Here is a 26,135-nt window from a genome sequence, read left to right on the forward strand (position 1 = left end):
ATCAGAAGCTCAGGATCACGTTGAGCAGGACCGAATAATAGCGATCGTCCCTGCGGTTGTTGGTGAACAGGTCGGAGAAGCCCTTGCCGGGATCGAGCACCGCGGCCGACAGGCGGAACACCGAATTCTGGATGAAATTCGGCCGGTAGATCGCCGCGGCCGATACGTCCCACCCGATCTCCTTGGGGATCGAGCCTTCGTTCCGCAGCGCCCTCAGCGTCGCCGTATCCTCGAACCAGAGATGGTTGACGTTCGTCGAAATCCGGAATTCGGGCAGCACGTCGAAATCCGCGCCGACGCCGAGCAGCATCGTGCCCGGATTGTTGAAGTTCGACTGCCCCTGTTCCTTCGACGAACGCAGCGAGGCGAGGATGCCGTTGCGGCCGTTGATGCCGACCGCGCGGCCGCCGCCCGCGAACGGGATCGTCTGGCGGATCCAGTAGCTGGTATCGGCGCCGGCGAAGATCGGATTTTCGAAGATGGCGTCGAACCCGGTTTCCTTGTTGTCATACGGGTTACTGTCACCGCTGGCGTAAAGGCCGGACAGGCGAAAGCGCATCCAGTCGACGTCGTAGCTTGCCTCTGCCGCGGCGAAGAAGGCGCGGATATTGGCCGGCTTGTCGGTGAAGATGCTGTTGCGGTCCTCGCCGAACGCGAAATAGGCGCTCGACGTGAGGTTCATGCGACCGATCCGGCCATCGTTGGAATAGCCGAGATAGACAACGTCATAATCGCGCGCGCGCAGCGATCCCAGCAGCGCCGGGCGCACCGGAAAGCCGTTGTCGTCGATCGTGACGGGATCGTTGCGCTCGCGGTTGAGGTTGTAGGTGGCGGACACCTGGCTGGTCAGCCCGGGAAACGGGAAATCCTGCGCGAACAGATTGGCGAAGAACACCGCATCATCACGCGGGCGGCGCGTGACATCATTGAGACCGGAGTTGGTGTCCTTTTCCAGACGCCAGAAAGCCGCCAGATTATACTGGTAGCGGTTGTTGTCGCGATTGCCGAACAGACGCACGCCGAGCTGGTTATCGTTGAACAGGAAACCGCGGAAATCGGCTTGGAAAGGCTGGATGCCGACGCGGACCGAATCGAAGTCGTAGCGGTCCGATACGTTGCGCAGGTGCTTGTCGATGAAAGCTTCCTGCACGCCGACGAAGCCGTCCAGACGTCGCGATTTGCGCGCGGGCTGCACGAACAGGATCCGCCGCTCGCTGATGTCGGCGAAATTCTCCTGGAATGCGAGGGTGACGCGATACTCGATGTCCGGCGGCTTGTACGCGGTTGATCCCTTGACCAGCGATACGCCGGTGATGAAGGTCTGCGCCGCCACGAAGCTATCCGCGCGCCCGAAAAGATCATTAGAATCAGGCCGCTCGGTCGTCTGAACGCCGACCGGCACGGGGAAGGAGCGCGGTTCCACGATCGTATCCGACACCGCGTTGACGATGAAAAACCAGTCATCGCCCTTTATCGGTAGCCAGCGCAGCCAGGACGGCATCTTTTCCTTCGAAAGCGGCCGATCGCCCTTCAGTACATTCTGGTTGTACGGATCGAACCAGCGTTCCTTGACGACGCCCAGGCTCTCGATCAGCCGCCAGCGATCGGGCACCGGGATCTGGTCCACCGGAAAAGCCTCAGGCGGGGGCGGGCGGACCGCACCGACATTTTCCTGCGTCACCCGATCGGGCAGTTTTTCCTGCACGCCCGGGCGGCGCCGGCCATCGAGCAGCGCGCCATCGGCATCGACCGCGGGTGCATCGGCCAGCGCGGGATCGCCCACTGCGGGATCGGGCGAAGCCGCATCAGCAGACGGCGCATCGGCTGCGACCGGGGACGGGGCGGGCGGCCCCTGGATTTCCGGCCCAGCAGCGGACGCGGGATCAGCCGGCGCGGGATCCCCGGCGGGCGGCGCGGTCTCCTGTGAGACGATCAGCGTGATCGGCAGGAGCGCAGCCGGAGACCGGTCCAGCGAACCGGTCGCCACGGCGGCGAGCGAGACGAGGGAGCCGGGAACGATCATCAGATGCCCTGGCACACATTCTGTTCGGACGTGTCCACGAACGGCGCGAATGGGCAGCTGACATAGCGCAGCCGCACATCGGTGCCGTTGACCGGGATCACGATCCGATCGGCACGCATTTCCGGCGCGGCATGACCGAAGCCGCCGAGCCGGCGCCCGGCATTGGCAAGCCCCAGGAAGGAGATCATGTCATCCTGATCGATGCCGTCACCCGAGATGCCGATGCCGCCGATCAGCGTGTTTCCCCGATAGATAGGGACGCTGCCCGGGAAGATCTGAATGCCGTTAGCGAGCCGGTTGGTGCCGGTGCCCGCCACATCGGGCATCCGGGTGCAGCGCCGCGGCGTATCATTATTGATCGCGCCACCGCCGCCCGCGCCAGAATTCTGCACGAAGAAGATATGTTCCGCCAGGTTGGTAACGATCAGCGCCGACTGGAGCCCGGTCGCAAACGGGTTGAACTCGCTGATCGGGCGCGAGAACGGGCCGGGCGCCGTGCCCACCTGCCCATCCGGGAAATAGGGGCGCGACAGATTGCCGTTGGCGCGATCCGAAAAGGCGGTCTTGCCGGTCAGCGCAGCCGGATCGTTCAGGAAAGTGCGGACCTGGCGCACGCGATCCTGCACATCGGCCAACGGGTGCTGGAGCAGTTCGCTACCAGCGAAAGGCGCGGAGAAGAAGGTGGCGGTGCGCGCCTTCTGAAGGGAGACATCGGTACCGAAGAGGGGCGCATCGGGCCCGCGCACGATCCCGAGGATCGCGCCGCGTGTATCCACGACCGAGATCGTGACTTGGGCACGGCTGTCCTGCGGCTGGCGGATTGCAGCGCGGGCCCGGCTCATGATGAGGAACGCTTCTTCGAGCAGGGCGCGCGTCTCCGCGGCCGTCAACGGCTGAGTGATGTCACCAGCGTCGGTCCCCGCGCGCGGCGGATAGCGGTTGCTGCCTGATCCGTCGGACAGGAGATAGGCGTCGGTATAGCTGAACTCGCTTGCCGATGCGCGGCGGACGCCCGATGCCTCGCTGCCATAGGCAGTGCCGGCCAGAATCGTGGGCGTGCCGGTCTCGCCGAAATAACCGCGCACGCGGATCAGCGAGCCCTGGCTGCCGTTGATGCTGGCGAACGGCGGCGCGGAGGCAGGCTGGCTGGAGAAGCGATCCGGCGTAGCATCGACATAGCGCAGCGTAGTGCCGTCGATCGAGATGCGGTTGGCGCGGATCGTCTCGGGCGCATCGAAGCCGACCGTGCCTGCCAGCGCGATATATTCTTCCGCATCATCATCGATATCGAGGACGTTAGGATCATCCCCGTACCGGCCATCGCCCATGATCCCGACGCCGCCGACCACGACGCCATTCTTGTAGATCGGCAACCCGCCCGGGTCGGCCGAAAGGCCGAGTGGCGACCGCTTCGGCCCGATCAGCGCGGTGGCGCCCCCGGCCGCAGCGAAACGCGTGTTAAGATCAGAGCATGGAAGCGAGGAGAACTGCACCCCGAACAGCGGCCCCGATTCCAGTCCCACGGTATTCGGGGACAGCGGAAAATGCTGCTGGATGATGAAGCTGGCCGTGCGGGTCGAAAAGGCGTTGCCGCTCGACGACAGATAGGCGCCGGTGATTGCCTTGGCGATCGCGCCCATCGAGGCCGGAAAATCGACCGCCTGCACGTCGAAATTGCCGCCCGGACCGGGGTTCGCCTGCGCGCGGGCGCGGGCGCCGGTCATGTTGAACACCGCCAGAACGTTGCCGACGCGGTCCACCACCGCGATGGTGGAAGGCAGGTTGCGCGCGCGCGCTTCGGCCACCGCCTGCGCGATGATCCGCTCGACCTCGGCCACGGTCAGCGCTTCCTGCGCAGGCGGCGTGAACACGCTTGCCGGAGTCTGCGGTTGGGGCGGGTTGGCCGCTGGCGAAGTCGATCCTCCGCCACCCCCGCATGACGCAAGGACGAGCGCGAGCGTGGTGACACCCGATACGAGGCGAAGGCGGCGGTTCATCTGAGGGCCCGGATCGCGGACGCGGCCCGCGCGAGCGAGGCGCGGAAGTCCAGCGGGCGGTAATCATTGGGATCGCGCACCGCCTGATAGGCGCGGTTGATGTCGGCGCGGATCGTGCCGGCTGACCCGGCACCGACATAGCCGGCATTGACGAGCGCGTTCAGCAGCGTGTCCGTCGCCATGACGGCCTGCACGCTGCCTTCATAATCGGTGTAGCGGGCGGCGGTGGCGCCGCTGGCGATGCTATCGATGATCGCAAAGGTCTGCGCGCGATCGAAGCTGGCCTGGTTGAAGCTGGTGGCAAGCGCTTCGGCGGTCGCGCCCAGCTTCGCGGCGGCCTTCAGCGCCGCGGGCCGCCCTTGCGCGATCGCGGCATGGAAGGCACGGCTATCGGCTTCGAACCGTGCGGAAAGCCCGGGTGCTGCCGCGCGGACGGCCGCCGAGAGCATGATCATGTTCTCGTCGTTGAACGCCGGCATGCCCGCAGGGATCGGGCGACCCGGATTCGCCAGCTTGCCGGGTCGGGCGCCGGCATCGTCCGAGATGCGGCGATGGCAGGTGTGGCAATCGAAGAAATAGAATTCCGGGAAGATGCCTTCCTGGCCGAGATTGGCGTTCTGGAAGAGGGTGAGCGCTCGATCAAGCGCCACCGCCTGGCCGACCGCCCAGGTCTTCACGCCGTTGCTGCGGCCCTTGCGGCGGGCGTAATCGCCATCCTCGTCATGATGTTGTTGCAGCGTCGTGAAGAGATCAAGTTCGAACGAGATGCGCGGATGCCCGGCAGCCATGATCCGGTGGTTGACGAACTGGCCGCTCGAGGCCGAGCCGAAATGGCAATCGAGGCAGACTTCGGCGCGGGCACGCGCGTTTTCGAGCGGGATCATGCCGCGCGCGACATTGCCTTGATGGCTCGCGCCGACAGCATAATGGCTTGCCAGCCAATTCTGCGCGCCGCCATGGCAGGCTTCGCAGCCGACGCCGTCCGAAAGCTGGAACCGTGGGCCGCGGCCGGCGGCGGCAGGATCGGCGTGGCAACCGAGGCATGTGGGTGAAGACGCCGCCGAGCCGAGTCCCAGCCGCTGCGCAATCGCGACGCTGCGCGGCTCGCTGAGGATCCGGAAGGCGCGACTGTGTGCGCCAGTGGGGCTGGAATCCTCCTGCCAGCGCAGCAGCTCATCCTGGCGGACGACTTTGCCATTGCCTTCCTGGCGGCCGTGGCACGTGGATCCCGAGCAGGAGGCGACGCCGACATGCACCGAGCCGCCGCGCGACTGGGCGACCGCTTCGGGTGAAGCGCCGCCGAAGCCCGCAGCGAATGCGGCAATGGCCATCACGACCAGCACGCAGACGAGCGTGCCGACCCACCAAGCCGATCTGGCCCCGAGTTCCCCCGACATGACGCTCCCCTTCCGGCCTGTCGGCCGGACCGCTAGTTCCCCAAGAAGCGACCCCGTTTGCTCGCTTTTATGGCGATCCGCGCGGCACTGGCAACCGGAATCGGCGAGCACCGGGCAATCTTTGGCCAGCAGGCGGCAACAATTCCCACAATTGCGGTCTCACCGATTCCTTATTTGATTCCGCGCGCTCGCTGTGGACAATAGATGACCGGCAAGGGAAGGGGTTTCGCATCTTGGGCGACCTGTTGGGAACGACCGGCCTGTGGGGGCTCGCGGCGCTGGCGGGTCTCGCCGCGCTGCTGCCGCATATCGCTGGCAGCCGGGTCGCACTGGCGGTGATGGCGATCGCGCTGGCGGCGCTGGCCTGGGCCGACGATGTCCCGTTCGCAGGAGCACTGTTCCTGGCGGGCGCCGGCGTCGCGCTGTTCCAGGCGGCACTGCTGGCGATCCGCAATCTGCGGCTGCGGTTCAATCCGGAAGAGCAGCGCATGGTCGAAAGCGCGTTCGGCACTCTCGACCGGCGCCAGGCGCGCCAGCTGATCGACCAGGGCGTGTGGCTGGACGGCAAGGCCGGCGAGGTCCTGACCCGTGAGGGCGAACCGGTCGGTAACCTGTTCTATCTCGCGGACGGCACCGCCGCCGTTTCCAGCCGCGGCATGTGGATCGCCACCGCCACCGCGCCGACGCTGGTCGGCGAGATGACGGTGCTCGACCAGTCGGGCGCCACTGCCACCGTCTCGCTCGATGGTGCGGCGCGGATGTGGTGTGTTGATGGGCCCGCGCTTCGCCGTTTCCTCAAAGAGAATCCGGATATCCGGATGGCGCTGGAAAACAGCTTCTTCGGTAGCCTGATCGCCAAGCTGCGCTCGTCGAACATGAAGATGGCCGAAGCAGGCGGCCTGCCGCGAATCAGCGCGGCCGCCTGACCGCGATCAGCGGCGCCGGATCACGAGATTGCGGATCTCGGTCATGTCTTCCATCGCGAAACGGACGCCTTCGCGGCCGAGCCCCGAATCCTTCACCCCGCCGTACGGCATGTTATCGACCCGGTAGCTGGGCACGTCGTTCACGACGACACCGCCGACATCGAGCCCGTCCCAAGCGTCAAGTATCTTGAAGATGTCGCGCGTGAAGATACCGGCTTGCAGCCCGAACTTACTGTCGTTTACAATCTCCAGCGCTTCTTTCCATGTCGTGAAGCGCTGGAAGAAGGCGACCGGGCCGAACGCCTCCTCGCGGTTAAGCTTGGTGTCGCGATCCACATTCTCGAGCAGCGTCGCATCCAGCATGGCGCCCTTCCGCGTGCCGCCACACAAGATGGCCGCACCCTTGCCGACCGCTTCCTGGATCCACGAATCGAGCCGGCTCGCTTCCTTCTCGTCGATCATCGGCCCGATGAAGACATTCTCGTCATGCGGATCGCCCGACACGAGCGTCTTGGCCTTGGCCACAAGCTTGTCGCGGAAGGCGTCATAGACATCAGCATGGACGATGATCCGCTGCACACCGATACAGCTCTGTCCCGATTGATAGAAAGCACCGAACACCGTGCGATCGACCGCATCGTCGAGATCCGCATCGGCATCGATCACGACCGCGGCATTGCCGCCGAGCTCGAGCACGACCTTCTTCTTGCCGGCCTTCGCCTTCAGCGCCCAGCCCACATCCGGCGAGCCGGTGAAGGACAGCAGCTTCAACCGCTCGTCGGTCGTGAACAGATCCGCCCCATCGCGGTGCGCGGGCAGGATCGAGAAGGCGCCCTTCGGCAGATCGGTCTCCGCCAGCACCTCACCCATGATCAGCGCGCCGAGCGGGGTGCGGCTGGCAGGCTTCATTACGAACGGGCAGCCCACCGCGATCGCCGGAGCGATCTTGTGGGCAGCCAGGTTCAGCGGGAAATTGAACGGTGAGACGAACGAGCAGGGCCCGATCGGCACCCGCTTCCACATTCCCTGATAGCCCTTGGCGCGGGGGGAAATGTCGAGCGGCTGGACCTCGCCCGTCATTCGCACGCTTTCCTCGGCGGCGATCCGGAACGTGTCAATCAGCCGCGTGACCTCGCCGCGGCTGTCCTTGATCGGCTTGCCAGCTTCCACGCACAGCGCTTCGGCCAGTTCGTCGGACCGATCCTTGAAGCGATCGACGCAGTGCTGAAGTACCGCCTGGCGCTGGAAGGCGGGCATGCGCGCGCAGTCTTCCGCCGCATCGACTGCCGCCTGAATGCCCGCATCGATCAGCTTGGCATCCGCCAGCGCGACCCGCGTCGCCACCTTGCCGGTATATTTGTCGGTGACTTCGAGGTCGGTATTGGGCTGCTGCGCCTCGTTTGCCAGATAGAGCGGGTAGGTGGATTTGAGCGTCATCGCCTTCTCTCCCCCTCCCTGGACGGGAGGGGCCGGGTGTGAGTGTGTGCGGGGCGCGGCGCTTCAGCCTTGACCCACCCCAACCCCTCCCTTGCAGGGAGGGGCTTCCGCTTACAGCTTCGCCGACAATTCCTTGATGTCCTTGTTCAGAATGCGGTCATTGTCCGAATAGTCGACCGGGCAATCGATCAGGTGCACGCCAGGCGTATCGAGGCACTGCTTCAGCAGCGCGGGCAGGCCGGCCGCATCCTCCACACGGTGGCCGTTGGCGCCATAGGCTTCGGCATATTTCACGAAATCGGGGTTGCCATAGGTCAGCCCCCAATCCTGGAAGCCCATGTTCGCCTGCTTCCAGCGGATCATGCCATAGCTGTCGTCGCGCAGGATCAGCACGGTGATGTTGAGGCCGAGGCGGACGGCGGTTTCCATCTCTTGGCTGTTCATCATGAAGCCGCCATCGCCGCAGATCGCCATCACCTTGCGATCCGGATAGACCATCGCGGAGGCCATCGCGGAGGGCAGGCCCGCGCCCATCGTGGCCAGCGCATTGTCCAGCAGCACGGTATTCTGCTGGCGCGCGGCATAGTTGCGCGCGAACCAGATCTTGTAGACGCCGTTATCGAGGCAGATGATGCCATCGGCCGGCATCGCTTCGCGGATCTTGCGGACCAGGAAGGGCGGATAGATCGGGAAGCGATCATCTCCGTCGATCGAGGCGGTATGCTCCGCCTCCGCCTTGCGCGCGGCCAGCATCCTGTCGAACGTCCAGCTGCCCGACGGCACGATGTCGTTCTTGATCTGCCAGATGGCGTTGGCGATATCGCCGATCACCTCGACGGTCGGGAAATAGACCGGATCGACCTCGGCCGAACGGGTGGAGACGTGGATCACTGGGGTGCCGCCATTCTTCATGAAGAAGGGCGGCTTTTCGATCACGTCGTGGCCGATATTGACGATCAGGTCAGCGCTCTCGATGGCCTTGTGGACGAAATCCCCTGCCGAAAGCGCGGCGCAGCCGACGAAACGCGGATGGGTTTCGTCGATCACGCCCTTGCCGAGCTGGGTAGTGACAAACGGGATGCCGGTCTTCTCGACCAGTTGCAGCAGCATCCGCCCGGTCAGCTTGCGGTTGGCGCCGGCGCCCAGCACCAGGATCGGCGACTTCGCCTGTTCGAGCAGCTTGACGGCGGCGCGCACCGCCTTTTCCTCAGCGGACGGACGGCGCGCGATCGACGGGGTTAGCGGACGGCTGTCGGTATGCTCGTCGGCGACATCCTCGGGAAATTCGATGTGGGTGGCGCCCGGCTTCTCCTCTTCGGCCAGGCGGAACGCCTCGCGCACCCGGCTCGGGATATTGTCCGCGGATGCAAGCTGATGCGTGAACTTGGTGATCGGACGCATCATGTCGACCACGTCGAGGATCTGGAAGCGGCCCTGCTTCGATTTCTTGATCGGTTTCTGCCCGGTCACCATCAGGATCGGCATGCCGCCGAGCTGGGCATAGGCGGCAGCGGTAACGAGATTGGTGGCGCCGGGACCGAGCGTCGCCATGCAGACGCCGGTCTTGCCGGTGTGGCGACCATAGGTGGCGGCCATGAAGCCGGCGCCCTGTTCGTGCCGGGTCAGGATCAGCTTGATCTTGGTCGATCGCGACAGGCTGTCCAGCATGTCGAGATTCTCTTCGCCCGGGACGCCGAAGATATATTCGACGCCTTCTTCTTCCAGACATTCGATGAAGAGATCGGAAGCCTTGCTACCCATGTCGCCTGTTCCCCCTGCGGGCGGCGGCCGCGATGTCCCCTTCGCGGGCCGTGCCCAGATGCTGCCGTGAACGCGACCCCGGATTTGCTCCGTGTGGGGCGATAGCTACGCGATCAGGCGGGCAGGGGATAGCGATTCGTGGCCCTTACGATCAGGGTCAGCTTGCCGCCTCGGCGCTAGAGCGAGACCTTCCAGTCCCAGCCAAGCGCATCGCCATCCATGAGCTCGACCCCGGCCGTGCCGAGCCGATCGCGGATCGCATCACTCGTCGCATAATCCTTCGCCGCGCGAGCGGCGAGACGCTGGGCGAGAGCAGTTTCGATCGCGTCCGCATCGATGCCCGCGCCGGCCGGCCGGATGCGCAGCGCTGCGCGATCGACGGTGAGCAATCCCAGCCCCAGGACAAGATCCATTGATGCCACGACCTTTAGCCGATCCCCCGGTGCGATCGCCTTGGCAGCCAGCGCCTCGTCCAGCAGTGGCAAGGCGCGGGGCGTAGCGAGATCATCGGCCAAGGCCGCATCGAATCGTTCGAGCAGAGCCAAGGCAGCGGCGGGCAATCCCGCCTCAATCACGCTGCGCTGATAGGATAGCGATGCACCGCGGCTGAAGGCGGCATCATCGAGCACGCCCGACCACCCGGCATTGCCAGCCTTGGCGCGTAGTTGCGCCACCGCGATCGCCAGCCGCTTCAGCCGGGTCAGGGCAGCCAGCACATTGTCCGGTGAAAACTCGAGCTCGCTGCGATAATGGCCCGACAGGCAGAAGAGCCGATAGGCGAGGGGATGCACGCCGCGATCGACCAGCGATTGCAGCGTCGCGAAGCCGCCTGCCGACTTCGACATCTTGCCGCCGCGATCGATCAGGAAATTATTGTGCATCCACCAGTTGGCACCGGTGGCGGCGCTGCATGAATGCGCCTGGTTTTGCGCGATCTCGTTGACGTGGTGGATCTCGCGGTGATCGATACCGCCGGTGTGGATGTCGAACTGCGCCCCGAGATATTTGGCACTCATCACCGAGCATTCGAGGTGCCAGCCCGGCGCGCCCGGCCCCCACGGCGATTGCCATTCCATCTGGCGCTGCTCGCCCGCCGTCGACGTGCGCCACAATGCGAAATCGGCCGGGCTGCGCTTGCCTTCGACCTCGGCGATCCGGCCGACCGCCTCATCCGCGCGCGCACCGGCGAGCCGCCCATAGTCGGGCGCCCTGGCGGTATCGAAATAGAGACCGCCGTCCAGCCGATAGGCATAGCCGTTCGCCTCGATCGCGCGGGCGAACTCGATCATATCCTGGATATGGTCGGTCGCCACGCTCCACAGCGTCGGCGTCATGATGTTCAGCCGGGCGAGATCGTCCTTGAACGCGGCGGTGTAGAAGGCGGCGATCTCCCAGATCGTCTTCTTCTGAGCCTGGGCGGCAGCTTCCATCTTGTCGTCGCCGGCATCGGCATCCGATGTAAGATGGCCGACATCGGTGATGTTGATGACGTGGTTGGTCGGCCAGCCCTTCCAGTTCAGCGTGCGGCGCAGCGTGTCGGTGAATACGTAGGCGCGCAGATTGCCGAGATGCGCGAAATTATAGACGGTCGGCCCGCAGCTGTAGAGCCGCACCATCGCAGGATCGATGGGCTGGAATTCGCGGATCTCGCGGGTGAGGCTGTCGAACAGGCGGAGCGGGGCAGTCATCGCGCGGCCTTAATGCCGGCAGGGCGCTGCGCAAAGTCCCCCGCCGGCATGGTTCGCGATCACGGCGTGGTGTCGTCGTCCTCGTCGTCGTCCTCGCCCCAAAGATCCTCGTTGCCCGCGCCGGTGACGGGCTCGTCGATCAGCGGCGCGAACGAGAAGGTGCCGTAGCTTGGCAGCTCGATCAGCGGCAGGTCGAAGATGGTCGTGATCGCGGTCTCGTTTGCCTCGCCGGTCTGGAACACATCCGGATCCAGCGCCTCGCGAATCGCATCCTGCACGGGCGGGAAGAAGATCGGCACGAACTCGGGCTCGGGCTCGGGTTCGGGTTCAGGCTGGAAGACGCAGGACGCGACATTGGCGATCAGGCAGCCATTGGCGGTCGCACGCGGATCGAGCGACCCGGTCTGGCTGTCGGAACCGCGCACCACCAGCCGCGGGATCAGGTCGGTGCCGGTCACGAAGCCGGTCGTGCTGACCTGGCGACCGTTGATCGCCACCGCCGCCGGGCCGTTGCCGGTTGTTACGATGATCACGCCGCCGGCCCCCGCGGTGAAGCCGGCCCGATCGGCGAAATTGAGGGACCCTTGCACGCCGCTGTTCTGGATGTAGAGCGCGTTGCGCACCCGGAATTCCAGCGTTCCGGCTTGCAGATAGCCCTCGGGGCGAAGCCCGCCATCCACCTGCGCCAACCTGGCGCTGCGCGCATCCAGATCGCTGGCGGCTGCGATTGCGGCGGCCGCCTGGCTGCTGCCCGAGAAGACCTCGCTCGCCTGCAGCACCAGTCGGCCGGCGAGGGTGTCGCCCGCCGCCATCCGGATCGATCCGGTATCGGTGAACAGTTCGACACGCTGGCCGCCGGACAGCGCCAGCGTGTCGCTCGCGCCCGCCGCGTTGAAGGCGATATCGCCGATCACGCGGATCCGGCCCGGCGTGCCGACCGAGAACAGCGCATTCTCGCCGAACAGGCGGGGCGCACGAGGTTGCTGGTCGGCCGTGGCGGCGGAGCCCGTGATGGTCAGATCGCCGATGATGATGTCGGGATCCCCGCCTTGCTGCGCGCCCGGATTGAGCAGCGCGATCGAGCGGGCGCGAACGGTGCCCAATTCGGCCCCGTCGATCGTGTAGCCGGCGGTACCGCCGTTGCCGACGAACATGCGGTTGGCGGGGTTGCCATTGGTGAAGCTGACGCTGCTCGCCGCACCGCGACCGATCGTCACCGCGTTCGCGATCGCGATATCGGACGAGGTGAAGCCGATCGCGTTGCCCAGCACGTCGCCGTTCACCCGGATCAACCCGGTCGACAGCACCGAGACATCGGTGGCGGCCGTCACCGCGCCGCCCAGCAGCGTGTCGCCGCCGCTCGCCGTACGAACAGCACCACCAGTGGCATTCAATGCGGTCAGATCGAGCGACTGGCCCGAGCCGAGCAGGATGTTGCCGGCATTGATCGGACCATTCAGCCGCAGCGTGGCACCGGCAGCGGTCGGCGCGATCGCGGCCAGCGTGGCAGGATCGAAGCTGCCGCCGAGCAGGCCGCCGAACGAGAAGGACGATAGCGGCTGCCCCGTGCCCAGCAGCGACTGCGATCCGACGAACAGGCTGTCGCCGGCTCCGGCACCGGCCGTGACTGCTCCCAGCTCGACGGTGCCGTCCGCCAGCACGAGCACGCTGGACGGCGTCGTGATCGCCCCGGTCTGCAACAGGCCGGCGGCATTGCCCAAAGCCACGAAGCCGCTGCCGGTGATCTCACCCGCGAACAGGCCGGATTGCGCGTCGATCACGGTCGCGAAGGCAGGCCCGGTCGCCTCGATCGGGCTGCCGCGATCACCGACATTCACCGTGCCGACCGTCACCGCGGCGCTGCCGCGGACCTCGACCGCTTCTGCAGAAAGATTGCCGAGGTTGATGGCAGCCGGCGTGGGCGCCGCGACGTTGCTGACATGGATCGAGGGCGGCTCGGCCTGGCCACTCGGTGCCACCTGGCCGTTGCGGACGGTGAACAGCAATTGCCCGACATTGCCGTTGTTGGTCGTCTGTATCAGCGGGGCCGGGCCGCCGTTGAGGAAGCTGCCGACGATGCGCGACCCCGGCAGTTCGAAGAACGTGCCTTCCTGCCCGCCGGTGCCGGCATTGTAGCCGACAGCGGCCGATACGCCGCCGAAGCCGTTCGTGCCGCCGCTGGCACTGCCGGTTTCCCAACTGATGTTCGTATAGTTGAAATAGATGTCGAAATTGCCGCTGCCGGTATCGGCGCGATCAGTCAGGATCAGCTGGAAATTGTTCAGCTTGTCCGCCTGGTTGGCGAAATAGCCGACGCCGTTATAGGTCACGCCGAACGCGTTGCGGCCGGCGAACGTGCCGGGGCCATAGCTGGTCTGGGCCGAACCCTGGTTCCGCGTGTCCACGTCCGCGAAGAAGGCCGCGATGATCGGCAGCCCGCGATACCCGGCGCCAAGGCCGCTCGGCGTGAAGGTACCCTGGCCCTGCCGGAAGGTGATGTAGCCATTGTTGCTGACGAAGGTGTCGCCGTAGGTCTGGCCGAAATAATTGACGTCGAACGGCAGGTCGACCGCGCTGGTGAAGCAATCGTCGCAGCGTGGAACGAAGAAGCTGTCGAAGCCGGGTGCGATGCCGGCGGTCGCCGGATCGGTGCCGCCGGGAACACCGCCGCCATTGGTGATGCCTTCCAGCAACGGGCCGGTTCCCGCAGTCAGATCGCCGGCGTCGATGGTGCCGGTTCCGGTGACGAAGATCGAGCCGGCAGCACGAACGTTGCCAAGCCGGATCGCGTCCGCCGCGCTTATGCGCACGAAGCCGCCAACGCTCTCGACATTGCCGAGCGTCACGAGCCCATTGCGGCTGCTGGCAGCCACGCTGGCGTTCGCGCGCAGATCGCCCGTCACAAGATCATCAGCTGCGAACAGGCTGAGCGCGCCGCCCGCGGTCGGATCGCCGCCGATCGAGATCGCGCCACCTTGCGCCGATACCGACAGATCGCCACCCGCGGTGGCGGAAGCCAGCGTGACGCCGCCGCCCGAGGATGCCCGCAGATCGCCCGCATCGGCGCGCAGCGTGCCTCCGTTGATCGTGCCCCCGGCGCGGATTTCGAGATCGCCACCGGTCGCTACTGCGTCGAGGATCGTCGCTGCGCCGGTGGCAGCGATGTCGATCGTGCTGGCCAGCACGTTACCGCTCGTGAAATTGCCCGCGGCCTGCGCGGACAGCCGCCCACCCGCCGTGAGGTTGCCTGCATCGATCGCACCGCCACGGGCCACGAGCGTGATGCTGGAGGCGGCATTGGCGCGGCCGACCGTGATGCCCGTCGCAGCATCGGCCCTGATGCTGCTGCCGGCCAGTCCGCCTTCGCCGCCATCAGTGTTGGTGCCGGTCGCATCGAGCGTGCCGGCTGTGATCGCGCCGCTGTTGGCCGTAAGGTCGATATCGTCGCCGGCGCGGGCGCTGTCGAGGTCGATCGAACCGCCGGCGGCGACAAAGGCCAAAGTGGCCGTCACCGTGCCGATCCTCAGCCCATTACCGGCCGTCGCGAACAGATCGCCACCGCTGTCCGCCGCCGCGACCCCGATCGCATTGCCCGCGGAAAGCGAGACGATCGTGCGTCCTTCGAGCAGACCTTCCGACGTCAGCCCGTTGCCGGCCCGCACAAGTAATCCACCCCCGGCGCTCGCGGTGCCCAGCGCGACGTTGCCATCGGCATCAATATCGATCCCGCCCGCGGCGAGCAGGGCGTTCGAGCCCGCATCACCGGTGGCGGAGATGAAGATGTCCGCGGCAGAATCGCCAACGCCGACCTGGGCGTTTCCGGCGCGTGCCGTCACGAAGATGCTGGCATCGGCGATCTCGCCGCCTTCGCCCTGGCCGATACCCAGGCCGGTCGTGGTCGCGCTTTCGATCGCGACGGTCGTGCCGTTGGCGACCAGCGAGCCGCCCGCCTGCGCGGTGCCGATCGTGATCGCGCCGCCCTGGACCAGCAGGTTACCGCCCGCCAGGAGCGTCGCGAAATCGATCGTGCCGCCGGCGGAGATCGTTGCACCGCGACCCGCGCTCGCATCCGTCACGTCGACATCGCTGCCCGAGACCGAAATCGTGTCCCCGGCAATGATCGAGGTGCCCGAGACCCGACCACTATCGGAGAACAGTACCACGTCGCTGCCCGCACGTGCGTCGGCGAAGGTGATTGCACTAGTTGCCTGCGCTTCGACGAACGAACCGGCGGTCAGGTCACCGGCGGTGATGAAGCCGGAAGGGCCACCTGCAACCAGACTGATCAAGCCAGCCGAGTCGGCTTCGGTCAGCTCGATCCCGGCGGTTGTCGCCTGGATGCGGATGTTGACGCCATCGCCCGATCCACCTTCGCCACCATCGGCGACATCGGGTCCGGTACCGGTCGCGAATGCGCCTGCACTGCGAACACTGGCTGCCGCGATGACGATATCGTCGCCTGCGGTAGACAGGCCGAGATCGGCGGCGCCCGCGGCGGTGACGAAAATATCCTCGAACGCAGTCAGGCTGCCGGTGGTGATTGCATCGGTGAGTGAACGCAGCACGATCGAGCCGCCCGACTGGAGATCGCCGGTGACGATCGCGCCGGACTGCGCGTTGACGTTGATGCTGCCGCCGGCGATGCCCGAGGCGATGTCGATCGGACCGGCGCTGGCGGACGCGCTGATGCGGTTGCCGGCGGAGAGCGCCCCGGTCGAGATCGCGCCACCGGCGCTCAGGAAAATGTCGTCGAGGGCAGAGCCGGCATCCAGCGTGATCGCTCCGGTCGACGTCGCGACGATATCCTGGTTGCCGAAGCCTTCACTACCGTCGCCGCCGACACTGATCGTGCCGAGCTGCAGTTCGCCGCCGGTGGCGCGGAAGATATCCTCGCTGGTCGACTGGCCGATCCGGATCAGGCCGGCAGCATCCAGCTGAACATCGCTGCCGGCCGCGATCGTCCCGATATCGATCGCGCCGCCATCGACATCGACGAAGCCTGCACTGTCGATCGTGTTCGCGTTTACCGAATCGACCGCGCGCAGGCGGGCGAAGCTGCCTGCGGTGCCGCTGTCCAGCAGGATCGCGCCGGCCGAATTGAGCGATAGGATGGACGCTGCATTGAGCCGCCCGGCATCGATGTCGCCGGCAGTGCTCGTCAGTGTGATCCCGCTCTGGCTGTCGGCATTGCCGATCGCGATGCTGGTCCCGCTGATCGTGATCGACGCAAGCGTCGCCTCATTGCCGCTGGCATCGCCGACGACCACGTCGCCATTGGCCGAAATCAGCTGCAGGGACCGGCCTTCGACCGGCGTCACCGTGCCGATGCTGATGCCATCGGGCGCGATCAGGCGCAGGTTCGATCCCCTGACGGTGGCGCGATCCTCGATGTCGATCCGCGTCGCAACGCGTAGTTCGCCAGCGGTGACGAGATTGCCGGCCGCGTCGAGCGTATCGAGCGATCCGCCGACGTCGAGGTTGCCGACCCGCAGGCCACCGCTGCCGGCGGCGATCCCGAGATCGCCGGCGCTGGAAATGGTGGCGCCGGACGCCTCGATCCCGGTGGCGGTCAGCAACACGGTGCCGCCATCGCCAGTACCGGCCAGCGTAGTGCCGCCGTTCACGAAGAGGCCGCCCTGGGTCGACTGAACCAGCAGTTGCCCTGCCTGGAACGCGGTCGAACCCTCTCCGCCGTCGAAGCCGAGGCGGATATCGCCCTGGGCGCGAAGGCTGGCGCTGACGACGTCGAACCCGCGGCCGATCGAAAGGTCGGTGGGCAGGAAGCTGCCATCGTCGCCCTGCTGCCCGCCGATCTCGAGCGTATCGGTGATCGCGACAGTGCCCAGGCATATTCCGCCCTGCAGGCAATCTGGCGACAGCTGGCCGCCATCATCGCTGCGGAAATCGCTGGGCGCCGGCGCGGCCACTGCGCGCACGCGCAGGCTGCGTGCCGAAATCGTGGCAGCGCGGGCATCGACGGTGCCGCCGGCGATGGCGATCGTGCTGTTATCGGCAGTGATCAGGCCCTGTGCGATCACCGATGCGACGTTGCCGCTTTCAGGCTGGTAGTTGATCGGCACCTGCCCGGCGCTGAGGGACACGCCGGCAAAGCCGTCGAACTCGTCGTCGCCAGGATCAGGCGCAGCGATCGGATCGATAGCCGCGCGCAATGTGCTCCCGGCTGCGAGCAGGATATCGTCGCCAGCAGCAAGATTGATGCGGTTATCCGAAGACAGCGAGACACCATCGCCGATGATGATGTCGCGCCCGGCCACCAGCTCGATCGTGCCTGTCGCGGTCAGCCCCTCGGTGATTGTGACGTCGCTTGGACCGAGCGGATCCACCTGGACGAAGGACGGAACGAGACTCTCGCCGGCGACCACGGTGATCGATCCGCCGCGCAAGCTCGGCGCCCCGCCGCTTTCGGCCCCGTCGTCGATGAACACCGCGCCGGTCACGTTGGCCTGCTGGATACGCACATTGCCCGCAGCGCGGACATCGATCGAGTCGATACCGCGCAGCGTATCGACGTCGATCTCGCCGAAGCGCGAGATCAGGCCGATCGATCCGGCCTCGATCACGCTGCCTTCGCCGCCAAAGATCGAGCCGCTCGCGCTGACGAACAATGAATCGGCAAGGATCGTGGCGGGCAGGACCTCCGGTGCACTTTCCCCGCGGTCATGCGAGATATCGACGAAGCTGTCGCCGAACAGGAAGATCCCCGATCCACGAACCTGGCCGCTGCCGACCGCACGGACGATGATCGGCGCACCCGAAAAGACCTGCGCGCCTCCGCCGACATCGATCAGGCTGTTGTCCGCCAGTACCGAGACGCCGCTACCTTCACCGGGATCGAAGCCGAACAGGTTGGCGCTGAGATAAGTCGTGCGGATCGCGCCGGCCGTCGCTGCGCCGCGCGCTTCCAGCGACAGCCGGCCGGCCGCACCGCCATAGAAGAATCCGTCGCCATCCTGGCCCGAATTGCCCGATGCCGACGCCGAGACGAAGCCTGCTGCGATCGTACCGAGCAGCGGACCGCCTTCGCCGCCATCGCTGTCGGATGCCGCGAGCAAGAGCGAGCCACCACTGCCCTGGCCCGATCCGCCGCCGGCCGCGCGCACCGCCGGGATCTCCGGAATCGGCGGGGTCGGGGGAATCGGAGGCTCGGCATCGGGGTCGCCCGGGTCGCCGGGCACGAACGGCCGGGTCTGGCCGGTGCCGCCACCGCCACCCGAACCGCCGAAGCCATCGGCCACCAGGTTGATGTCGCCGGCAGTGATGGTGCCGCCGACCGCGTTGAATGCGATCGGGCCGCCGAACGCCGCGCCGCCATGGCCGCCGATGCCGCCGGCATCGCCGAAATCGCTGCCGTCGCCACCCGCGCCGCCATTGCCGCCGGTCGCGCTGACATTCAGATCGAACCCACCGTCGCCGCTGGGCACGAGATTGATCGAGCCGCCGTCGCGTGCCACGAAGACGAGCGTGGCGCCCGTCGCCGAGCCGCCCGCACCGCCGATGCCGCCGCGAACCTCGTCGCCGCCGTCGCCGCCGCGTCCGGCGATCACCTGCGCGCCGATCGCGAGATCGCCGAGCGATAGCTCGGCTCCCGCGCCCGCCTGCGCGGTGAAGCTGCCACCGATCGCGATACCGCCATCACCGCCCGCAGCCGTGAAGCCGTTGGCACCATTGCCGGCAAAGGAGGAGATCAGGACATCGACCGCACCGAAGCTGGATGCCGTATTGCCCGCAATCAGGGAGACCGTTCCGCCGCTGGCATTGCCGCCGCGGCCGCCGGTCGCTCCGGTGGAAGCACTGCCGGCCTGCGCGGTGGCATTCACCTCGATGCCACCGGTAGCTAGCGAGCCATCGGTCGTCGTAAAGCTGACCGCGCCGCCGCGCGCGAGCCCACCGTCATTTCCGGCCGCCAAGGCGCCTTGGCCCTGCGATGCGTTGCCGCCGGTGCCGCGGGCCTGGACGCTGATCAGATCCGCCGCGATGCTGCCATCGGTCGCGAGGAAGGTGGCCGTACCGCCAATCCCTGCGCTGCCTACGACGCCTGACAGGCTGCCATAACCGAAGTCGCTGCCGCCACCGCCGAAGCCGGCGATATTGACGTCGAGCCGCGCGAAGTCGAGCGTACCGGACAAGGCGAAGAGTTCGCCATCATCGTCGAGGATCACGCCGTTCGATGCGATGGTGACCGAGCCGCCTGTCCCTGCGCCGCCGATGCCGGGCGTGGCACCGTTGCCCCCGCCAAAGCCGCCACTGCCCAGCGCGGACAGCGTGGTATCGCCGTTCACCGCGAGCGTGCCCGCCTCGGCCGTCAGCAGGATGTTGCCGCCCTGTCCAGCGCCACCATTGCCGCCGCTGCTGGAGAATAGCTCAACGCCGCCGCCCGTGCCGTCGACCGACACTGACAGGCCGGCCACCTCGATCCGGCTGTCCGCGACCGCCGAACCGGCCAGCGTGATCGTTGCCTGACCACCGGTGGCGGCCCCGCCGCCCGTGCTTCCGGTTCCGCCCTGGGCCGCGCTGCTGATCGCGAGCGAAGTGGGAGACGTGAAGCTGCCACCGCTCGCGGTGAGGTTCACCGTACCCCCGATAGCGCTGCCGCCGGTGCCGCTTGCGTCGCCGCCACGCGCGGCCGCCGTGATCCGGGTGTCATCGGAGACGGTGAGGGCGGCTCCATTCGCGACCGTCAGCGAGACCGTTCCGCCCTGAGCGGCGCCGCCGTTTACGGTGAGGTCGCTGAAGCCGTTCGCCGCCTCGGCACTGGCATCGAGCGTCAGGCTGCTCAGCGAGAGCGGCCTGAACTGCAGCGCGAACTCGACGACACCGCCGGTCGCGGCACCACCCGTGCCACCGCCGGTGCCGCTTGCGAGCAGGGCCAGCGTCGCGGGCAAGGCGAGGCTGCCGTCGCCCAGCAAGGCCCGGGCCGTGCCGCCGGTGCCGCTCGCGGCGCCGGTGCCGATCCCGGCGACTCCGCGCGCATCGATCTGTAAGTCCTCGCTGATCGCCAGGCTGCCACCCGATTGCAGCAGGGCAGCCGTGCCGCCGGCGCCGCTGCCGGCCGTGCCGGCGGCACTGCTATCGCTGGTCCCCCCATTGCCGCCACGGCCGGCCGCCAGCAGCGAAACGCCGCTCGTCGTCAGCCCGCCGCCGAGGCGAAGGACGGCACTGCCGCCGGTGCCGACACCGCCCGCTCCGCCGGGGCCGGCCTGGCGGTTCGCGCCGCCCTGGGCGCCGATCCCGCTGGCGTCGACAGTGATTGCGCTGGCGAGAACGGTGCCGCTGGCGAAGTCCAGCGTGGCGTTGCCGCCAGCGCCGCTGCCGCCGGCGGGTCCCGCGGGAACCCCATAGCCATCTTCGCTGGTACCGCCGCCGATGCCGGCCACGCTGACGTTCAGCGTGCCGAAATCGACCGAAGGAACGCTGGTGCCGCCGATATTGATCGACACGGTGCCGCCTGCCGCGGCGCCGCCCGGACCGGAATTGAAGGATTGGCCGCCGGTCCCGCCCGCACCCACCCCGGTCTGGGTTGCAGAGAGCGTGCCGCTCGTCACCGTCAGCCCCGCCGCGCCGCCCGATCCTGACCCGCCGGCACCGCCGGTCACACCGTTGGCAAAGGTGCTGGCGGCGCTGCCGCCGCTGCCCGAGGCGTCGATGACGAGCGTCGCCGTCGTGATGCCCTGGCTGCCGTCTGCGGATTGCAGCGTCACGCTAGCGCTGCCGCCGGCACCCGCGCCGGCCGCGCCCTGCTCTTGGGCGTTGCCACCGGTTCCGATCGCACGCACGAAGAGGTCGCCCGGCGCGAGGAGCGTGGAATCAGTTACGGTCACACGCGCGGTGCCGCCAGCGCCGCTTCCGGCCGGAGCAACGATCTGATCGGGGGAGCTCCCGCCGACGCCGTTGGCGCTGACCGTGATCGCTTGCGCGCCCTGCAATTGGGCGCTGCCGGTCAGGATCAGGCTTGCGGTGCCGCCGCGCGCGGCGCGGATGACATCGGAAGAACCGGTCTGCGCGTCTGCAGTGACCTCGATCCGGCCCGGCAGGGAGATCGCAAGGCCATCGATCTGCAGCGTGGCCGTACCGCCGATCGCACCGCCGGCGTCGCCGTCGGCATCGAAGCCGCCACTGGCATTAGCGCGAACGATCAGCGAATTGCCGCCATAGTCGAACGTGCCATCGGTCAGCGAAACGATCGCCGTACCGCCGGTCGCATCGCTGCCGCCGCTTTCGCCGCCATCGAGCAGGATCGAGGCATCGACGAACAGATCCTGCGAGATCGAGAGGTTGCCACCGTTGCTCGTCAGTTCGGCGCGACCGCCGATCGATTGGCCCGCGGCGGCATCGACGCCGCCGAAGCCGCCATCCGCACCGCTTTGAATCTGAACGAAATCGAAATCGCCGGTCGCGCCGGGCGCGAGGAGCATCCGCGCAGTACCACCGGTGGCATCGCCGCCGGCTCCTTGCGCTTGCGCACCGCTATTGGGATCGAAGGAGAAACCGCCGAACCCGCCGCGTGCGAACGCACTCACGAACACCGAGCTGCTGACGATCGATCCGCTGTCGATCACCAATTCCGACGTGCCGCCGAGCGCGGTGCCCCCGGTGCCGAGAGCATTCGCCAGGCCTTCGCCGCCGCCGCCGCCGCCGCCCGACGTGAAGGTATCGGCGGAAATCGAAGAGGTGGTGATCGTACCGCCGCTGGCGCGGATCGTGGCCGTGCCGCCACGAGCATTGCCGCCGGATCCACTTGTTTCGGCGCTGCCGCCGCGGCCGCCATTGGCGCCCGCGCTGGCGAACAACGATCCGATATTGAACTGGCCGGCGCTGACGTCGATCGCAACGCGGCCACCTTCCGCGACACCGCCATTGCCGCCGGCACCCGGCTCCAGCTGGCCATAGCCGACTTCGTTGACGCTGCCGCCGCCGCCGCCCGAGCCCTGTGCCTGCGCGCTGACGAACTGGGTGTCGATCGATCCCCCGCTTCCGATGATCTCCACCAGGCCGCCGACACCGCCGCCGCCATTGCCGGCCGCGCCGCCGCGACCGACATCGCCGCCATCGGCACCGGTGCCGCGTGCGCCCAAGTCGATGAACGACGCGGTGATCTGGCCGGCTTCGGCCAGGATCCGCACCGTGCCGCCCGTGCCGGCGCCGCCGGGCAGGGTCGTCGGCGGGCAGCCGCTGCTGCAGAACTGGCCGCCGCCCTGTCCGTTGGCGGTCGCGGTCAGCGATCCGGTGTTGAACAGGCCGGGGAGCAGTTCGTCACCCGGCCCGAGCCCGCCGACATCGACTTCGACGAAGACGGTGCCGCCGGTGCCTGCGCCACCGCCGCCGCCGATCGCCGCGCCGCCGGTACCGTTCGCGGACAGGATTGTGGAGCCGACGCGCAATTCGGTATCATAGGCGTCGATCGTCACCGCACCGCCGGTCGCGTTCCCGCCGACTGCGCCGTTCGATCCGATCGCATCCGCCGTCATCACGATCGCCGACGCATTCACGCGTGCGATCAGATCGGCCCGCAACAACGCCGTTCCGCCCTGCACGTCACCGGCAAGACCGGTGGCATCCGCCTGAATCACCAGCCCGCCGCCGATCGTGGCATTGCCGGCGAGGATCGCGAGGCTGGCATTGCCGCCGCTGCCGACGGCGTTGCTGGCGTTGATCAGCAGATCCCCGCCGACGCTGAGGTTCGCGGAGGACACGCTTACGGCTGCCGTGCCCGGCAGCGTGCCGAGCAGGGTGGTGATACCGGTCGAGCGGACCAGCAGCGTGCCGGCTACGCTGGCGAAACCCTCGTCCTGTACGGTGAAGCTCGCCGATCTTCCGCCGATCAGCGTGACGTCGCTGTCAAAGATCGAAGAGGCCGTGGGCGCCACATTGGCGGCGATGCCGTCGCTCGCCACACCGAAGATGCGCGAGGTAGCCGTCGTCGTCTCGAGCCGCGCGAGCGAGCCGATCGTGGTGGTGACGGGGATATCGACCAGCACCGGAATCGCGGCACCGGTATCGGGGTTGGTGCGGATATTGCCACCGGCCGCCAGCACGACCACGCCATTCTCGACTGTGACGCCTTCGGCCACCGGCTGATAGCCGACCGAACCGCCGACCAGCATCGAGACCACGTTGTTCTTCGGCATTGCCACGAAATAGGTGACGTGATTGTCGCCCGTCCCGCTGCTGCCGGCGCCCGTCGTCGTACCGGTATGGCTGAGCACGGTATCCCCGGCCGCCGCGACCGGCGAGCCGCCACCAGCCGGGATATTGATGTCGAACAGACCGCCGTTGATCCGGATATCGGCCTGCTGCGCGGCTACATATGCGGCCGATCCGTTGACATCGACCAGGCCGGCCTGGCTGATCCGCGGGGCGACCAGCGCGATGTAGCTGCCTTCCCCGATCGCGCTCAGCTGACCGGCGATGTCGATCGATGCGGTGCTGCTCTCATCGGAATTGCGGAGCCGGATCACGCCTTGGGGATCGGTGAAAACGGGCTGGCCATCCACGGTGGTGACGGCGATGTCGTTCGCGGTCAGCATCAGGCTGCCGACGTCGATGACACCGTTCGGGCCGAGCGCGATACCGCCGGGGCTGTAGAACCAGACTGTGCCGCCGCGCACGCCGCCGGTCTCTGGCCCGACATAGCTCAATGTGGTGCCGTCGAGCCGGATCTGCGGATTGCCCGCGCCCGGGTTGATCCGGTTGAGGACGGTGTAATTGCCTTCAGTGCTCTGGAAGACGGCGGTGGTGCGCGCGTCCTGGAACACGCGCTGGCCATTCTCGATCCGCCCGTTGGCGGTCCAGTCGATGGTCGCGGTCGGCGCGGTCACGGTCACGGTCGTGTTGCCGGTCGATTCGCTGACCGTGGCGTTCACCTGGGCGGTAACAGTGCCCTGATAGGATTGCGCACGGACCGCCGGGCCCTGTGCCCCCAGCGCGGCAGCGACGGCACAACTCGCCAGCAGGGAGGCGCGCGCGGTCCGGTTGGCCGGACGCATCGGATCAGCCGCGATCGACATGGGCAACCTCTTGGGACTGACTGGACAGGGCAGGGGAGGGGATCATGGCCGGCTCCACGGGACGAGCTTGGCCGTAAGCGACATCAGGAAGCGCAGATCGCCGCGCCGGGTCTGGAAGCCCGCCGTCTTCAGCGGCTTGGCGAGGGTGAGATCGAGCCGGGCGCGATCGCCATAGGTGATCCGCGCCCCGCCGCCTGCCGATGCCAGATCGGATCGGCCTGGCGGCACCGGTACCGGCGCGTTCCGATTCCAGACGCGCGCGACATCCGCGAACACATAGGGCTGGATCGCGACGCTGGTGATCGACTCGGGAACCAGCTTGCCGATGCGAACCTCGGCACTCACGCCGACGCCGCTGTCGCCGATGATCGTGCCCGGATCATAGCCGCGACCGACCGTATAGTTGCCACCGGAGAACTCTTCGTAGCTGACGAGCGAACGGCGGGAATATTGCGCGCGTGGTGCCAGCGAGAAGGCGATGTTGGGCATCGGACGCAGCTCGACCAGGCCCTGAAAGCGGATCAGCGCCGCCTGTGGGTCGCCCTCGATCCGGCTCAGCGCGAGCTGCTGCGCGGGGGTGGCGCCGGCGGGCAGGCAGCGCGTAAAGCCCGGCCCGCAGCCATTGCTCGCACCGAATATGTCGAGGCCCTTGCGGAACTCGATCGACCCGGCGGCGCGCCAGCGCGGCTCGACCGAAGAATAGCCTTGGACGCTGCCGATGCTCAGCCGATCGAGCGAGTCGAAATCGAGCCGCAGATAGGCGATGCGCAATTCGTCGCGGCTGGCCGGTCCGAAGCCTTGCAGGCGGACGCGCTGATCGATGAAATCCAGCCCGATCGCGCCGCGCAGGTTGGCGGCTTCGCTGCGCAGGAACGGATAACCGCCTTCGATGCTGCCGACGAAGGTCTTGGCGCGCACCTGCGCCGCGCCGCCTGGACCGACGCCGCCGGTATCGGGCTTTGTCCAGGCCTGGGTCGCGCGCACCCCGAGCGTGGCGCCGTCCGATCCCACGCGCAGGTCATAGCCGCCCTGCAGGACATGCTGCTCCTCGAAATCGGCGGTCGCGAAATAGCCAAGCGTGAGCCGATCGCCGGCGCCAAGCAGATCGTAGAACTCGCCGCGTAGCAGCCCGCCGAACCGACCGACTTCCTTGGAACCGTAATTCTGGACGTTGAAGTCGACCGATACCGGCGTGCGCGAAACCGTGACCTCGCCGACCACTTCGCCCGGCGTAGTGCCTGCAGGACGCAGCGTGAGCCGCACGTCATAGCCAGGAATATCGCGTGCCAGCAGTAGATAACGGGCGGCTTCCTGCTCGTTGAAGGCAGGCTGGTCGGTCAGCTTGCCGAGATAGGACGCGATCAGCTTTTCCGAATTGCCGGCGTCGCCGCGTACCTGGACCGCGACCAGTTTCGCCATCAGCACATCGAAACGGACGACTCCGTTCTCGATCCGCTGCGCCGGCACCTGGACCGCGGCAAGATAACCCTGGCGGCGCAGGATGGTGGCAGCCCGATCGCGGATCTCGCAGACCGTGGCGATCGGCACTTCGCGCCCGGTGAAGTCTGCATAGGCCGGGGCCAGGGTCTCCGGCGACACGACGCGCAGATTGTCGAACTGCACGCTGTCGATCCGGACGTTGATCGCCGCATAGCGCGGATCGGCGAGCGGGCAGGGCGCGCGCTCGATCCCGCCGTCCACAGTAAGGCGCGAGGGCGCGCGCGGCGCCGGGCCGATCGGCGCGCGGTTGATCTCTTCACGGGTCGGCGTGGTCGATTGAGCCAGCGCGCTCCCCGCACCAGTCGCGAGCGTCGCCATCAGCAGACCGGAACGGGCCACTCGTCCCATGGATGCCATCGTCGCGCCCCCCTTGCGCCAAGC

The 26,135-nt window shown here is 67.3% G+C and carries 9 protein-coding genes; 1 reads left to right on the top strand and 8 read right to left on the bottom strand.

Features of this window, described 5'->3' with window-relative positions:
- Position 1: 1 nt before the first annotated feature.
- From ABC347_RS04145 to ABC347_RS04155, 3 genes are read right to left on the bottom strand one after another with little or no spacing between them, the layout of a single operon-like run.
- Complete coding sequence (locus ABC347_RS04145) at positions 2–2,023, bottom strand: hypothetical protein (RefSeq protein ID WP_413244474.1); 2,022 nt, start codon at positions 2,021–2,023, stop codon at positions 2–4.
- Complete coding sequence (locus ABC347_RS04150; protein ID WP_413244475.1) at positions 2,023–4,020, bottom strand: heme-binding protein; 1,998 nt, start codon at positions 4,018–4,020, stop codon at positions 2,023–2,025. Before ABC347_RS04150 ends, ABC347_RS04145 begins: the two co-directional genes overlap by 1 nt.
- The gene (locus tag ABC347_RS04155) at positions 4,017–5,417 is read right to left on the bottom strand and encodes a multiheme c-type cytochrome (protein ID WP_413244476.1); all 1,401 of its coding nucleotides are present in this window, start codon (positions 5,415–5,417) and stop codon (positions 4,017–4,019) included. Before ABC347_RS04155 ends, ABC347_RS04150 begins: the two co-directional genes overlap by 4 nt.
- Before the next feature lie 233 nt (positions 5,418–5,650).
- Between ABC347_RS04155 and ABC347_RS04160 the strand changes: the two genes are divergently transcribed.
- Positions 5,651–6,343, top strand: a complete 693-nt coding sequence (locus tag ABC347_RS04160; protein ID WP_413244477.1) for a cyclic nucleotide-binding domain-containing protein — start codon at positions 5,651–5,653, stop codon at positions 6,341–6,343.
- A 6-nt stretch (positions 6,344–6,349) separates the two neighbouring features.
- On the opposite strand, the gene ABC347_RS04165 is transcribed toward ABC347_RS04160, so the two are convergent.
- The 5 genes from ABC347_RS04165 to ABC347_RS04185 form a co-directional block, all read right to left on the bottom strand.
- Positions 6,350–7,780: an aldehyde dehydrogenase family protein gene (locus tag ABC347_RS04165; RefSeq protein ID WP_413244478.1), complete on the bottom strand. Its 1,431-nt coding sequence runs from the start codon at positions 7,778–7,780 to the stop codon at positions 6,350–6,352.
- Positions 7,781–7,891: 111 nt separating this feature from the next.
- Complete coding sequence (locus ABC347_RS04170; RefSeq protein WP_413244479.1) at positions 7,892–9,541, bottom strand: acetolactate synthase large subunit; 1,650 nt, start codon at positions 9,539–9,541, stop codon at positions 7,892–7,894.
- A 176-nt stretch (positions 9,542–9,717) separates the two neighbouring features.
- Entirely contained in the window at positions 9,718–11,229 is a 1,512-nt protein-coding gene (gene cysS, locus ABC347_RS04175; protein WP_413244480.1) for a cysteine--tRNA ligase, read from the bottom strand.
- Between the two features lie 59 nt (positions 11,230–11,288).
- Positions 11,289–24,254, bottom strand: coding sequence for a nidogen-like domain-containing protein (locus tag ABC347_RS04180; RefSeq protein ID WP_413244481.1), 12,966 nt, complete (start codon positions 24,252–24,254; stop codon positions 11,289–11,291).
- Positions 24,255–24,296: 42 nt separating this feature from the next.
- A complete protein-coding gene (locus ABC347_RS04185; RefSeq protein WP_413244482.1) occupies positions 24,297–26,102 on the bottom strand; it encodes a ShlB/FhaC/HecB family hemolysin secretion/activation protein in 1,806 nt (601 codons plus the stop codon).
- Positions 26,103–26,135: the final 33 nt, after the last annotated feature.

This window comes from Sphingomonas canaveralia, assembly GCF_047238125.1.
Classification (GTDB): Bacteria; Pseudomonadota; Alphaproteobacteria; order Sphingomonadales; family Sphingomonadaceae; genus JBDFMH01.